Here is a 13,119-nt window from a genome sequence, read left to right on the forward strand (position 1 = left end):
ACTTGTAGGAATCACGAGCACGATAACTCAGAGGAATCACGCGATGCAAGCATCCTCGCCCACCCCGGACCTTCCCGCGGCGATCGGCGAAGCCATCCGCGCCGGCCGTACGGCACGCGGCGAATCGATGCGCGCTCTCGCAGCGCGCGCGGGCATCTCCCAGCCGATGCTGTCCAAGCTCGAGAACGGTCAGATCCTGCCGAGCCTCACGACCGTCTACGCCCTGGCAGCCGCGTTGGAGATCCCCGCGTCGCGGATGCTGCCCCCGGTCGCCTCACTCGATCAGACCCTCGACTTCGGCGTCGGCGACGCCTCGGCGCACTCCCGGGCGCGGCTCATCTCGGGCGGGGCGGACGCGCAGTTCCACGTCTATCGGGTGACCGGCCGTGTCGGAGACGACGATGGCGGATTCTTCCGCCACGCCGGTCCGGAGTTCGTCCAGGTGCTCATCGGCGTCGTCGAGCTGCAGCGCCCCGAACACCCTCCCGTGACCCTTGCGGCTGGGGAGTACCTGACGTACGACAGCGAGATTCCGCACCGCTGGGCGACCGTGCAGAACGCGGAGTTCCTGCTCGTCTCCCCCACCTGACCACGCGGCCGACCCCAGCAGCCGCCCCGACCCCGGAAAGCGACCCCTCATGCTCGACGACAACGACTTCCTGCGCCTGCTTCCCAAGGCCGAACTGCACTGCCATTTCGTCGCCACGATGCGCGTCGAGACGCTGATGGAACTCGCCGACGCCCACGACGTGCCGCTTCGGACCACCGACATGGACGACCTGCTGCGGTACCGCGGGCTGCCCGACTTCCTCGACGTGTTCCACGCCGCGCAGCAGGTCCTCCGCACGACGGAATCCATCTCACGGGTCGCCTACGAGAGCGTCGTGGATGCGGTGCGCGCGGGCAATCTGCGGTACCGGGAGTACTTCGTCAATCCCGACAACTTCGCCGAACTCGACATCCCCTACCCCGACCTCATCGAAGCCCTGGTCTCCGGCTTCGAGCGCGCCGAACGGGAGTACGGTGTGGGCTTCGGGATCATCTGCGCCATCAACCGCTCCCTGCCGGCACAGACCGCGGTCGAGATGGTCCAGACGATGCTCGCGCACCCGCACCCGGCCGTGCTCGGCATCGGTCAGGACTACCTGACACCCGAGCTCACCGAAGACCCGCTCCGCTTTCGCGCCGCCTACGCGTTGGCCGAAGCGAACGGGCTGCGTCGCAGCGCACACGTCGGAGAGACCATGACGGCTCCGGCATCCCACGTGCATGAGGCGATCGAGCACCTCCACGTCGACCGCGTCGATCACGGCTACCGCGTCGTCGACGATCCGGACACCCTCGACTACGCCCGCGCGTCCGGTGTGGCCTTCACGTGCACCCCGCACTCCACCCGGATGCTCTCGCAGTGGGACTTCGACGAGAATCACCGCATCGCGCAGATGATTCGTTCGGGGCTGGTGGTCACCCTCGCGACCGACGACACCACGCTGTTCCACACCGACATCGCTCGGGAGTACACCGTGGCGCTGCCCGCGATGGGCGTCGACGTCGACGGGGCCGTCCGCATCGCTCGCGCGGGATTCGAAGCGGCCTGGTGCGACGACACCCGACGGCAACGCCTGCTCGCCGACTTCGACGCCGCCGTGCTCGCGCTCACCGGAACGCGCGGCTGACGCCATCCCGGAGTCCGCACACGCGAATGCCGCGGTTCGTGATGAACCGCGGCATTCGCGTGTGCGCTGTGGCGCGTTACTTGGCGGCGACCACCTGGAGAGCGATCACGGCGGTCAGGTCGTCACGCAGACGAACCGTGGCCTCGTGCTCGCCGACCGACTTGATCGGCGACGTGATGTGAATCTTGCGCTTGTCGAGCTCGCCGAGACCGGCGTCCTTCACGGCGTTGGCCACGTCGGTGGTCTTCACCGAACCGAACAGGCGGCCCTCAGCGCCGGCCTTGACCGACAGCTTGACGGTGGCGGCCTCGAGGGCCGTCTTCAGCGCCACGGCCTCTTCGTGGTCGTGGATCGCGCGGGCGTCACGAGCAGCGCGGATCGACGCGACCTGCTTCTCGCCACCGCGGCTCCATGCCACTGCGAAACCCTGGGGAATGAGGTAGTTGCGGGCGTACCCGTTCTTGACCTCGACAACGTCACCGGCGCTACCCAGCCCGGAGACCTCGCTCGTGAGAATCAGCTTTGCCATCGGATGCTCCTTAGCGGCCAGCGCCGGCGTAAGGCAGGAGCGCCATTTCGCGCGCGTTCTTGATCGCCTTGGCGATCAGACGCTGCTCCTGCACCGAGACACCGGTGATACGACGGGCACGGATCTTGCCGCGCTCGGAGATGAACTTGCGAAGCGTGGCGACGTCCTTGTAATCGATGACGCCCACGCGGATCGACTTCGCGGGAGCGGCGTTCTTCGCGCCCTTCCGCGTCTTGCGGCGGTCGCCGCTCGACTTTCCAGCCATGGTTTTCCTTTACGTGTGAATCTGAGTCAGGTTGCGGTACTCGATCAGAACGGCGTGTCGTCGCCGTACGAGGTACCGGGAGCGCTCCATGCGTCGGCGCCGCCCTGGTTCGACCCGGGGGTCGACCACGGCTCATCCGACACCTGCGGACGGGACTGTCCGCCGCCGCCTCCGCCGCCGCCACCCTGCGTGCGGGTGACCTGGGCGGTCGCGTAGCGCAGCGACGGGCCGATCTCATCGACCTCGAGCTCGATCGCGGTGCGGTTGTTGCCCTCGCGGTCCTGGTAGGACCGCTGGCGCAGACGACCCTGGGCGATGACGCGCATGCCCTTGGTCATCGAACCGGCCACGTGCTCGGCGAAGTCGCGCCAGCAGGACGCGCGGAGGAACAGCGCTTCGCCGTCCTTCCACTCGTTCGCCTGGCGGTCGAAGGTGCGCGGCGTCGACGCGATCGTGAAGTTCGCGACGGGAAGTCCGTTCTGCGTGTAGCGCAGCTCCGGGTCGGCGGTCAGGTTGCCGACGACGGTGATGACGGTCTCACCGGCCATAAGCCTTACGCGTCCTTCTTGGCCTTCGCGGGAGCAGCGGCCTTGCGGGCCGCCTTCTCCTCGGAGCGCTTCTGCTCGGCGGCGACCAGAGCGATCGCCTCCTCAGCGCGCAGGACCTTGGTGCGCATGATGCGCTCGTCGAGCTTCAGCTGACGATCGAGCTCCTGAGTGGCCTCGCTCGACGCGGTGAAGTTGACCACGGCGTAGATGCCCTCGGTCTTCTTCTGGATCTCGTAGGCCAGACGGCGGCGGCCCCAGATGTCGACGTTGTCGATCGAGCCACCATCGTTCGTGATGACCTTCAGGAACTTGTCGAGGTTCGGGGCGACCTGGCGCTCGTCGACCTCGGGGTCCAGAATCACCATGAGTTCGTACTGGTGCGTCACTTACCCACCTCCTTCGGACTAGAACGGCTGACGGGCATTTCCCATCAGCAGGAGGGTGTGTTGCACGTCGTCACGGCGCGCGGCATGGTGCAACACGCGGACAACCCTCCTATGGTAGCCGATCGGGCTCCCCCGGCCGAATCCTTGCCGCGGTGCAGGTCTCACCGTGAGTAGCGTGGGCGCATGTCGTTCGACGCTCGCCCATCGTGTTCGCGGTGACGACGCTGGTCTTCCTCGGCACCTTCGGCAGCTCGATGTGCCGCTGCCCCACATCGTGCTCGATGCCACCAGCAACAACGGCCTGTTCGGCTCGAACCTGCCCTCCACCTTCGCCAGATCGCAGCGGCTGAGCCTGGAAGGGGACTTCGACCGGTACTTCTCGCTGTATTGTCCCGAGGCCTACGAGACCGACGCCCTCTACCTCTTCACGCCCGACATCATGGCGCGGTTCATCGACAATGCCGCCGCCCTCGATGTCGAGATCGTCGACGACTGGCTCTTCCTCTACACCAAGCGCGACGCGGTGACCCTCGACCCGGCCAGCTGGGCGTGGATGTTCGGTGCCGTGGCGGCGACGCTCGACAAACTCGCGCAGTGGGAGCGCTGGCGTGACGATCGCCTTCGCGCCGAGAGCCGTGCGGCCACGGCCGATGCGCCGGCGACCGTCGCCGCGGGCTTCGACGATCCCGCCGGCGGCGCGACCGCGACCGTGCCGTTCGACGCGCCGACGGGGATGCTGCGCCCTCCGCCCGGCGTCGCCGCACCCGGCCGCCGCCTCAGCCGGGGTGTGCGCTGGTGGACGATCGCGCTGGTCGGCGTCGTGCTCGGGTGGTGGGTGCTGACCGGGGTCCTACCCCTGCTGTTCGGTCGGTAGCGCCGCGCCGGGACGCGACGCGTCACGCGCATTGCGCTCCTCCGCGGAGACGCCGATCGGCTCGGGCGGCTCGTCCATCCGCACCCGCTGAAGCGGGAGAGCCCCGGGATTCTCGTGCCGCACCCACGCAGCGAGCTTCTCGCGCACGAGGCAGCGCAGCGACCACATCTTGTCGGAGTCGGCGGCGCTGACCATCACGCGCACCTGCAGGAGCCCGCCGACCGCGTCGGTGACGACCACGCCGCTGCCGACTCCGTCCCACAGGTCGGTCTCGGCGAGCACGCGATCGAGCTCCGCGCGCATCCCGTCGACGTCGACCCGCCAGTCGAGGTCGAAGTAGACCGTGCCGAGCAGGGCCTTGCCGAGCTTGGTCCAGTTCTCGAACGGGGTCGTGGTGAAGTAGGTGCACGGCAGCACGAGGGTGCGCTGATCCCACACCTCGAGCACGACGTAGCTGAGGGTGATCTCGCGGATCTTGCCCCACTCGCCCTGCACGACGACGACGTCGCCCACGCGGATGGCCTCGCTGAAGGCGAGCTGCACCCCGGCGAACAGGTTGCCGAGGATCGACTGCGCGGCAAGACCGGCGACGATCGAGGCGACGCCGGCCGACGCGAGAACGCTCGCTCCCACCGCACGCACTTCGTCGAAGGTCATGAGAATGGCGCCCAGCGCGAAGATCACGATCACCGCGACGACGAGCCGGCGGATGATCTGCAGCTGCGTGCGCGCCTTCCGCGCCGAGAAGCTGTCGCTCTCGGTGAGCTTGTAGCGCTTGGTGCCGCTGTCGACGAAGAAGAGGAAGACCTGCGCCAGCAGCCAGGCGGCGGAGGCGATCAACGCGATGGCGAGCGTGTGCTGCACCCCGCGCCGCAGGTCGTCCCCGGGGAGGGCGATACACGCGACGATGGCGGCGATGATCAGAAGCGTCGTGCGGAACGGCCACGCCAGACGAGCATGAAGATCAAGAGCCCACGGCATTCTCCTGCCGACGAGGGACAGGATGATCGCCACCACGATGGCGACACCGATAGCTATGCCGACCGCGATCGCCAGGGCCATACCGAACCCGGTCCAGGTGCGCCAGCCCTCTTCGAGGACCTCGGTCACGTTCTCGCCGAGGTTGCCGTCATCGGTGGTGAGGAACACACCACTCCCTTCCGTTGCCTGTCTGCCACGGTAGGCAGGCGGCCAGGGCGCTGACCAAATCGTCGCGCATACTCAGACCGATCACTCAGGCGTCGCCGATGCGGCGGACAAGGAACGCGCTGATCGGCTGGGTGAGGAAGAGCAGGAACAGGGCGGAGTAGCCGATCACCGGCACCACGAGCGCGACGGCGAGCGCCACGAGGAAGAGCGCCGTAATCACCCAACCCGTCACGAGACCGCGGCGCAGGTCGTCCTTCGACTCCGAGTGCAGCATCGGATGCCGCGCCAGATACACCCGGGTCAGGTTCAGCACGATGGAGGTCACCGCGAGAGACCCGATGTAGATGGTCTCCTGGAGCGGATCGTCGTCGAAGGCCGTCGTTATCGCCGTCGCCACCGGCAGCCAGACGATCGTGAACATCCACGCCACCGACAGCCAGAGCAGCGACGAGTCGACGCTGTCCACGCGCTTGAACAGCCGGTGATGCGTGATCCAGAAGTTCGCGATCAGCACGAAGCTCAGCGCGAAGGTGACCAGAGCCGACCACTCCTCACGCAGCCACGTCTCCACGGAGCCGGATCCCGCGCCGGCATCGCTGACGCTCTCCATGAGCGGCAGGATGAGGAGGGTCATGGCGATGGCCACGACCGCATCGGTGAACGCCTTCAGCCGCTCCGCCGTCGGAAGTCCGACCGGTTCCCGTGTGCCCGCCATGCCCACACGGTAGCGCCCCGTCAGCCGATCGTCACAGCGAAGGCTCGGACGGATGGGGGACATCCGCAACGGCGCGCTGCCCGTGACGCAACCGGCTCCTCATCTCGACAAAGACCTCTGCGTAAGCCTGATCGTGGGCGACGTTGCGAAGCTCCTGTGGGTCTTCGGCGAGGTCGAACAGCTCCCACTCCCCGGGGTAGGTGAACGGTCCGGTTCCCGCGAGGCCGAGCCCGTCGTTGTAGTAGTAGACGATCTTGTAGCGCTCCGTTCGGTATCCGTAGTGCGCGGGGGCGCGGTGGAACACGTCGTCGTGTTCCCAGTACCGGTAGTAGAACCCGTCGGGCCGGTCGGAGGTCGACGCCATCCGCTCGAGGAAGCTGCGTCCCTGCATCCGCTCGGGCGCCGCCACGCCGGCGGCGTCCAGAAGGGTCTGCGCGACATCGACGTTCGTGACGATGCCGTCGTACGATCCCGCCGCCAGGCGCGCGGGATAGCTCAGGATCATCGGCATGCGAATCGACTCCTCGTACATGAGGCGCTTGTCGAACCAACCGTGATCACCGAGAAAGAATCCCTGGTCGGATGCGTACATCATCACGGTGTCGTCGAACGCGCCGCGCGCGCGCAGCCAGTCGGTCACGCGACCGACGTTCTCATCCACCGCCGCGACGCAGCGGAGGTAATCCTCCATGTAGCGCTGGTACTTCCAGAGCGCCTCCTCCTCGTAGGTCATCCCGACCGGCGGATCGACCTTCAGGTCTTCGGCGTTGAGATGCTCGGCTATCCGCATTGCTGCGCGGCGGGCCGACGACGTGCGGGTGCTGTAGTCGTCGTCCCACGTCGCCGGGACCGGGATGGGGTCGCTGTAGAGCTCAGCGTGGCGCGGCGCAGGCTGCCATGGCCGATGAGGTGCCTTGTGCCAGATGAGCACGCACCACGGTGCGTCGCCCTCGAGCGACTCCAGCCACCCCAGCGCGAGATCGGTGATGACGTCGGTCGCATACCCGGGCTCGATCCGCAGTCCGTCCTCGCTGAGGAACCGCGGGTCGTGGTACTCGCCCTGCTCGATGAGCACATCCCAGTAGTCGAAGCCCTGCGGATCGTGACCCTCCCCGTCGCCCATGTGCCACTTGCCGACCATGGCGGTGCGGTAGCCCGCGGCCTTGAGCGTCGACACGAAGGTCGGCTGGCCCGCGTCGATCGGCGTCACCAGCGTCGTCACCCCGTTGACGTGGCTGTAGGTGCCCGTGAGGATGGACGCTCGACTCGGCGAGCACAGCGAGTTCGTCGCGAAGCAGTTGTCGAACCGGACGCCGTGGTCGGCCAACTCGTCGATGCGCGGGGTGCGGTTGACCACCGATCCGTACGCGCCGATCGCGTGTGCTGCGTGGTCGTCAGTGAGGATCACGCAGATGTTGGGGCGCGTCACGAGACGGGGGCCCCCGCCGACGGCGCCTGGTACGTCGTCTCATCCAGACCGGACTGAGTGGGATCGTAGTCGACTTCTCCGACGTCGTACATGGTCGTCATCCAGTGGTAGAAGTTGTCGCCCCGCTCGCGCAGCGCGACATAGAGCCGCCGCATCATGCGCCCGCGCACCTCCGCCATCTCCGGATGCGCGTACACGTTGATCAACTCGTCGGGGTCGACCTGCAGGTCGTAGAGCTCATTGACCGAGTCGGGGTTCACGACGAGCTTGTAGCGGCGCTCGCGCAGCATGCGCTGCGGATAGGGGAAGTGGTGTCCGTGGAACTCGCACACGATCTCCTCGGGCCACTCCGGGCTCTCGCCGTGCACCAGCGGGAGCAGACTGCGCGAGTCCACCGCGGGCGACGGATCGATGCCGGCGATGTCGAGGATCGTCGCCGTCGCATCGACGAGCGAGACGAACTCCCCGCGCACCTGACCCGCGGGCGCCCCCGGCACGCGCACGATTCCCGGCGTGCGGTAGATGTCCTCGTACATCGCCGGACCCTTGTCGTGCAGGCGGTGCGCACCCGTGAACTCGCCGTGGTCGCACGTGAAGAACACGGCTGTGTCGTCGACGAGCCCGAGCCGGCGCAGCGCATCCATCACCCGCCCGATCTGCTGATCGATGAGGGCGACGTATCCCCAGTAGACCGCGATCAGCTTGCGGGTGACCTCGATGGGCATGGTGTCGAAGGTCCAGTGGGCGCTGTAGTTGCGCTGCACCGGGGGCTTTCCCTCGAACGTCTCGATCACGGACTTGGGCAGCTCGACGTCGGCGGGATCGAACATGTCGAAGAACTCGTCGGGCACGATGTAGGGCAGGTGCGGGCCGAAGAAGCTCAGCTCGAGGAAGAACGGCGTGCCGTCGCGATCGACGTCGGCCGCATAGCGTTCGAGCAGCTCGATCGTGCGCGTCGCGAGGTAGTACTCGAACGTCGCCTCCACCGGCTGGTGGAGCCGGGCAGCCAGCAGGTTGCCCGGCCCACCGTTGGGCAGCGTGCCGCGGATGCGGTCGCTGATCGCGTAGGGCGGAAGGTTCCGCTCACGCAGGAAGCCGAGATAGTCCTCGTTGTCGACCGGATTGTGCCACCCGGGAAGATCCGGACCGTCGAACCCGAAGTCCGCGGCGTTCTTCTCCGTGCCGGCGTGCCACTTGCCGACGAGACCGGTGTTGTACCCCTTCTCGCGCAGCGCCTCCACGAACGTGAACGTTCCCGGGGTGATGTCCTCGAGATATCCCACGTTGCGCTCGTGGTTGGCGAGCACGCGGTGACGGAACGGCGCCTGCCCGGTGAGCAGGCTCGCCCGCGCGGGGGTGCAGATGGCGGTGGGTGTGTACCAGCTGTCGAATCGCGTGCCGGTCGCGGCGAGCTCATCGAGCACCGGCGTCGCCGCGAGGGCGTTGCCGTACGAGCCGAGGGTGTCGGCCCGATGCTGGTCGGTCATCAGGAAGAGGATGTTTCTCGGCGCCATGTTCGTCTTACTCGCCCGCCTCGACGAACATCTCACCCGTGTAGAACTCCGCCGGCTCGACCGGTTCGCTGAGCTTGCCCGACTCCACGAAGTAGTCGACCATGCCGTTCAGCCACGAGTCGACCGTGCCGTCGAGGGTGAGCGAGTCGAGCTCCTCGAGCGAGAGCACCTTGTTGTTGGATGCGTCCGCCGCGACGTCCTCTTCGGCGAGCGCGTTGTAGGCCGCGGTCAGCGCGATGGCCTCTTCGGGGTTCTCGTAGCGGAAGACCATCGCATCCCGCAGCGCCTGCAGCACCCGCTCCACCTTCTCGGGCTCGTTCTCCAGCACGTCGTTCCCCGCGACGAACGCCGTCGGGAAGGCCACGGTGTCTTCGAAGTCGGAGTTCTCGGCGAGCTCGACAAGATCGGGCACCTGCTCCTTCACGGTCGCGAGCGCGGGGTACCACAGGCCCGCCGCATCCACCTGACCCGACGACAGCGCCGCGACGATCGCCGACGGCTCCATCGGCACGAGCTCCACGTCGTCCTTGGTCATGCCCGCCTCGGCGAGCGCGAGCGTGAGGATCATGTCGCCCGAGGTGCCCTCCGGCACCGCGACGGTCTTGCCGGCGAGCTCCTCGATGCTGTCGATGCCGGGCTGGGCGACCACGCGGTCGGACTGGCCCAGGGTGTTCATCGCGATGATCTTCGCCTCGCCGCTGGCCGGCAGCCAGAACGCGCCCGGGCCGATGTAGCCGAAGTCCAAGTCGCCGGTGCCGAGTGCCTGGATCTGCAGGGGACCGTTGGTGAACGACGGTGTCTCGACCTCGAGTCCGTGATCCTCCCAGTAGCCCTGATCGTCGGCGATGGCCAGCAGGCTGGTGCCGTTGAAGTCGGGGATGTAGCCGAAGTTGACGCTGATGACCTCTTCTTCGGCCCCCGCCTGCTCAGAGCCGGCGGTCGTGGAACCCGAGGCGCATCCGCCCAGTGCCAGAGCAGCGGTCACGCCGAGGGCCACGGTGCCCGCGAGTGTCGTGTGCTTTCTCATTGCTGTGATCTCCTTGATCGTCAGGCCGACCGGGTCGCGGTCGACGAGGTCCCGGACTCACCGGGGGTCTGGTGGTAGACGGCGTGCCACACGCGGTTGCGCAGCTCGGCGAACTCCGGGCTCAGGCGCGCCTCTTCGGTTCGCGGATAGGGAAGGTCGACGTCGACGACGTCGAACAGGCGTCCGGGTCGCGCCGCCATGACGATGACGCGGTTGGCGAGGAAGACGGCCTCGTCGACGTCGTGCGTGATGAACATGACCGTGCGCTTCTCCTTGCTCCACGTGTCGAGGAGCTGCTCCTGAAGGCGCACCCGGGTGAGCGCGTCGAGCGCGCCGAACGGCTCATCCATCAGCAGGATCGACGGGTTCACCGCATAGGCGCGGGCGATGGCGCAGCGCTGCTTCATGCCCCCGGAGAGCATCTTCGGCAGCGCGTCCGCGAACTGCTGCAGGCCGACCATCTCGATGAAGTGCTCGGCCCGCTCGCGGCGCTCCCGCTTCGGAACGCCCGCGACCTTCAGGCCGAACTCGACGTTCTTGCGCACGCTCAGCCACGGGAAGAGCGCGTACTGCTGGAAGATCACCCCGCGTTCAGGCCCGGGTCCTGACACCGAGCGCCCATCGACCAGGGCCTCACCGCCGCTCGGCTCCTCGAGCCCGGCGAGGATGTTCATGAGAGTCGACTTGCCGCATCCGGACGGTCCGACGACCGTGACGAACTCGTTGTCGGCGATGTCGAGACTGACCCGGTCGAGGGCGACGAAGTCCTCGCCCTTGAGCGGGAAGGTCTTGCTGACCTCCCTCACGGAGATCTTGGCGGTCGTGGTTGCCGTGCTCATCGTCGCTCCTGCCATCCGGTCAGCTTCGTCTCGGCGAACAGGAGCAGACGGTCCATCACCAAGCCGAGGATTCCGATCACGACGATGCCGACGAAGATCGTCGCCAGGTCGTAGTAGATCTGCGCCTCCTGCATGCGGCGGCCGAGACCGGCCTGCGCCGCGAGCAGTTCGGCCGCGACCAGCGTCGCCCAGGCGGATCCGAGCCCGACGCGCATCCCGACGAGGATGAACGGGGTCGAGGCGGGCACGACGACGCGGGCGAAGATCGTGCCGTCCTTGGCGCCCAGCACGCGGGCGGCGTTGATGAGCGTGCGGTCGACGCTCACGACGCCCTGGTACGTGGAGATCACGCACGCGAGGTACGCGGCGAGGAAGATCACCACGATCTTGGGGATCTCGCCGATTCCGAGCAGCACCAGCACGAGGGGCAGCAGCGCGAGCGGCGGGATCGTGCGGAAGAACTGGATCCACGGCTCGAACAGTCCGCGAGCGACCGTGTACCAGCCCATGAGGAAACCGACGGGGATCGCGACCGCCGATCCGAGCAGGAACCCGCTGAGCACGCGGCCGAGGCTCGCGAGGATGTCCTCCTGGAGGATGCCCGCACTCCACAGCTGCGCGGCGCGCTCGACGACCTCGGGCGGGGTGGGCAGCTGGAATCCCGAGAGGGCCAGAACCCACCAGATGCCGATCCCGCCGACGATCGAGATCGCGTTGAGGATGATCAGCTTCGTTCGCTTGCCGAGGCGCCGACGCTGCGGGCGGCCCGCTCCGGTGGGCACCGCGAGCGCGGTGGTGGCGTTGCCGCCGGAGGCGACGGCGCGGTCGGCGGCCTGCTCCTGCGCATCGGTCATCTTCATCGCCTCCATCGGGAGCCTCGGTCTGGTCGGGGAGAGGGGGTCACGGTGCGCTCCTTTGCTGTGACACAGGGGATGAGTGGCCCGACGGCTCGGGATAGCCGGCGAGAAGCGGGGACTGGTGGAAGATCGCGGCGATCGCACCGAGCGCTCCATCGGTGTCGCGAAGCTGCCCGGGTCGCACGATGTGAGGCTGGTCGGTGGGGATCGAGTACACCTCGTAGCGCAGGGTGGCCGCCGCCTGCTCGATGATCACGGGGGCGGCGTGGACGATCTCGCCACCGATGACCACCTCCCGCGGATTGAGGGTCATCGCGACACCGCCGAGCACGTGCCCGATGGTCGTGCCCACCTGGCGCACCACGCGGTCGACGACGGGGTCGCCCTTGGCGACGGCGCGGCCCAGCGCCTCGATGCTGTCGACGTCGGCTCCCGCGTCGCGGCACGCACGCAGGATGGCGGACGCGGACGCGACCGTCTCGAGGCATCCCCGCTTGCCGCACCGGCACGGGATGCCCTGCGGGTCGGCGGTGATGTGGCCGATCTCGCCGGCGAAGCCGCGTGATCCGGTGACCAGCCTTCCCGCGACGACCAGCCCGCCGCCGACGCCGTCGGACAGGCGCAGGTACACGAGATTGTCCACGGCGTCGGGGCCGGCGATCGCCTCGGCGAGGGCGGCTAGGCGCGTGTTGTTGTCGACGACGACGGGCGCCCCGAACCTCGTCGAGAAGGCGACGTCGACCCCGACGGGTGCCGGCAGCTTCTTCCAGCTGACAGCCGGGACCTCGCCGTTGGTATTCGTGTACGGCCCGGGCACACCGATGCCGATGCCCTGCAGCGCGCCGAAGTGCACCCCGGTCTCGTCGCTCATGCGCTGGATGAGGGCGAAGGCGCGCTCGATCCGCTCCTCCCAGGGCGTGTCCTCGGGGTACCGGTCGACGGCCTGCGCGATCACGTCGTGCGACGCATCGGCGGCTGCCACGTGCACCCGGCGGTGGCCGAAGTCGACGCCGAGGAATTGACCGGAGGCGGGGTCAAGGGCGAGGCGCTCCGCCGGTCGCCCGCTGCCGGACCGCGTCGCCGCGTCGGTGTCGGCGACGACGATCGCGCCGCGACGCAGGAGTTCGGAACCGATCTCCGACAACGTCGTGCGCGACAGGCCCGTGCGCCGCGCAAGCTCGTTGCGGCTGAGCGCACCGTGGGTGCGGAGCGCGCTGAGAACGCGCTCCTCGTGGGTGCGTCGCACCAGGGCGTGGACACCGGTCGCCGTCGACATGAGAGCAACCGTGTCAGCGCCGAATTTTTCCGTCA

14 protein-coding genes and 1 pseudogene are annotated in these 13,119 nt (G+C 67.9%); 3 read left to right on the top strand and 12 right to left on the bottom strand.

All coding sequences use genetic code 11. The annotated features are described in order from the left end of the window. Positions 1–43 precede the first annotated feature (43 nt). Together IM777_RS16905 and add are read left to right on the top strand one after the other, a co-directional pair. Positions 44–589, top strand: coding sequence for a helix-turn-helix domain-containing protein (locus tag IM777_RS16905; RefSeq protein ID WP_194384107.1), 546 nt, complete (start codon positions 44–46; stop codon positions 587–589). 49 nt (positions 590–638) lie between these two features. After that, complete coding sequence (gene add / locus IM777_RS16910) at positions 639–1,676, top strand: adenosine deaminase (protein WP_194384108.1); 1,038 nt, start codon at positions 639–641, stop codon at positions 1,674–1,676. A 76-nt stretch (positions 1,677–1,752) separates the two neighbouring features. Here the strand turns inward: add and rplI are convergent, their stop codons facing one another. From rplI to rpsF, 4 genes are read right to left on the bottom strand one after another with little or no spacing between them, the layout of a single operon-like run. Beyond that, complete coding sequence (gene rplI, locus IM777_RS16915; RefSeq protein ID WP_194384109.1) at positions 1,753–2,205, bottom strand: 50S ribosomal protein L9; 453 nt, start codon at positions 2,203–2,205, stop codon at positions 1,753–1,755. Between the two features lie 10 nt (positions 2,206–2,215). Continuing rightward, positions 2,216–2,470, bottom strand: a complete 255-nt coding sequence (gene rpsR, locus IM777_RS16920; RefSeq protein ID WP_071044191.1) for a 30S ribosomal protein S18 — start codon at positions 2,468–2,470, stop codon at positions 2,216–2,218. A gap of 44 nt (positions 2,471–2,514) precedes the next feature. Then, the gene (locus IM777_RS16925) at positions 2,515–3,018 is read right to left on the bottom strand and encodes a single-stranded DNA-binding protein (RefSeq protein ID WP_194384110.1); all 504 of its coding nucleotides are present in this window, start codon (positions 3,016–3,018) and stop codon (positions 2,515–2,517) included. A gap of 5 nt (positions 3,019–3,023) precedes the next feature. Beyond that, positions 3,024–3,404 carry a 30S ribosomal protein S6 gene (gene rpsF / locus IM777_RS16930; RefSeq protein WP_071044193.1) on the bottom strand — a complete coding sequence of 127 codons (381 nt, stop codon included), beginning with the start codon at positions 3,402–3,404 and terminating at the stop codon, positions 3,024–3,026. Between the two features lie 247 nt (positions 3,405–3,651). On the opposite strand from rpsF, the pseudogene IM777_RS16935 reads away from it, so the two are divergent. Further along, positions 3,652–4,278: pseudogene (locus IM777_RS16935) on the top strand (hypothetical protein); the annotation flags it as partial. On the opposite strand, the gene IM777_RS16940 reads toward IM777_RS16935, so the two are convergent. From IM777_RS16940 to IM777_RS16975, 8 genes are all read right to left on the bottom strand, one after another. Then, positions 4,255–5,427 (bottom strand): mechanosensitive ion channel family protein, encoded by a 1,173-nt coding sequence (locus IM777_RS16940; RefSeq protein WP_194384111.1) that lies wholly within the window; start codon positions 5,425–5,427, stop codon positions 4,255–4,257. The pseudogene IM777_RS16935 and the gene IM777_RS16940 overlap by 24 nt on opposite strands. A gap of 85 nt (positions 5,428–5,512) precedes the next feature. Then, positions 5,513–6,142, bottom strand: coding sequence for a TMEM175 family protein (locus tag IM777_RS16945; protein WP_071044195.1), 630 nt, complete (start codon positions 6,140–6,142; stop codon positions 5,513–5,515). 31 nt (positions 6,143–6,173) lie between these two features. After that, complete coding sequence (locus tag IM777_RS16950) at positions 6,174–7,550, bottom strand: sulfatase family protein (RefSeq protein WP_237673313.1); 1,377 nt, start codon at positions 7,548–7,550, stop codon at positions 6,174–6,176. Positions 7,551–7,567: 17 nt separating this feature from the next. After that, a complete protein-coding gene (locus IM777_RS16955) occupies positions 7,568–9,085 on the bottom strand; it encodes a sulfatase family protein (RefSeq protein ID WP_194384113.1) in 1,518 nt (505 codons plus the stop codon). A gap of 7 nt (positions 9,086–9,092) precedes the next feature. Beyond that, positions 9,093–10,112 carry an aliphatic sulfonate ABC transporter substrate-binding protein gene (locus IM777_RS16960; RefSeq protein ID WP_071044198.1) on the bottom strand — a complete coding sequence of 340 codons (1,020 nt, stop codon included), beginning with the start codon at positions 10,110–10,112 and terminating at the stop codon, positions 9,093–9,095. Positions 10,113–10,132: 20 nt separating this feature from the next. Next, entirely contained in the window at positions 10,133–10,951 is an 819-nt protein-coding gene (locus IM777_RS16965) for an ABC transporter ATP-binding protein (protein WP_143003678.1), read from the bottom strand. Next, the gene (locus tag IM777_RS16970) at positions 10,948–11,805 is read right to left on the bottom strand and encodes an ABC transporter permease (protein ID WP_083336468.1); all 858 of its coding nucleotides are present in this window, start codon (positions 11,803–11,805) and stop codon (positions 10,948–10,950) included. The genes IM777_RS16965 and IM777_RS16970 overlap by 4 nt, the downstream gene beginning before the upstream one ends. Positions 11,806–11,851: 46 nt before the next feature. Beyond that, positions 11,852–13,084, bottom strand: coding sequence for an ROK family transcriptional regulator (locus IM777_RS16975; RefSeq protein ID WP_194384114.1), 1,233 nt, complete (start codon positions 13,082–13,084; stop codon positions 11,852–11,854). Positions 13,085–13,119: the final 35 nt, after the last annotated feature.

Source organism: Microbacterium luteum, assembly GCF_015277875.1.
In the GTDB taxonomy this organism is placed as follows: domain Bacteria; phylum Actinomycetota; class Actinomycetes; order Actinomycetales; family Microbacteriaceae; genus Microbacterium; species Microbacterium luteum.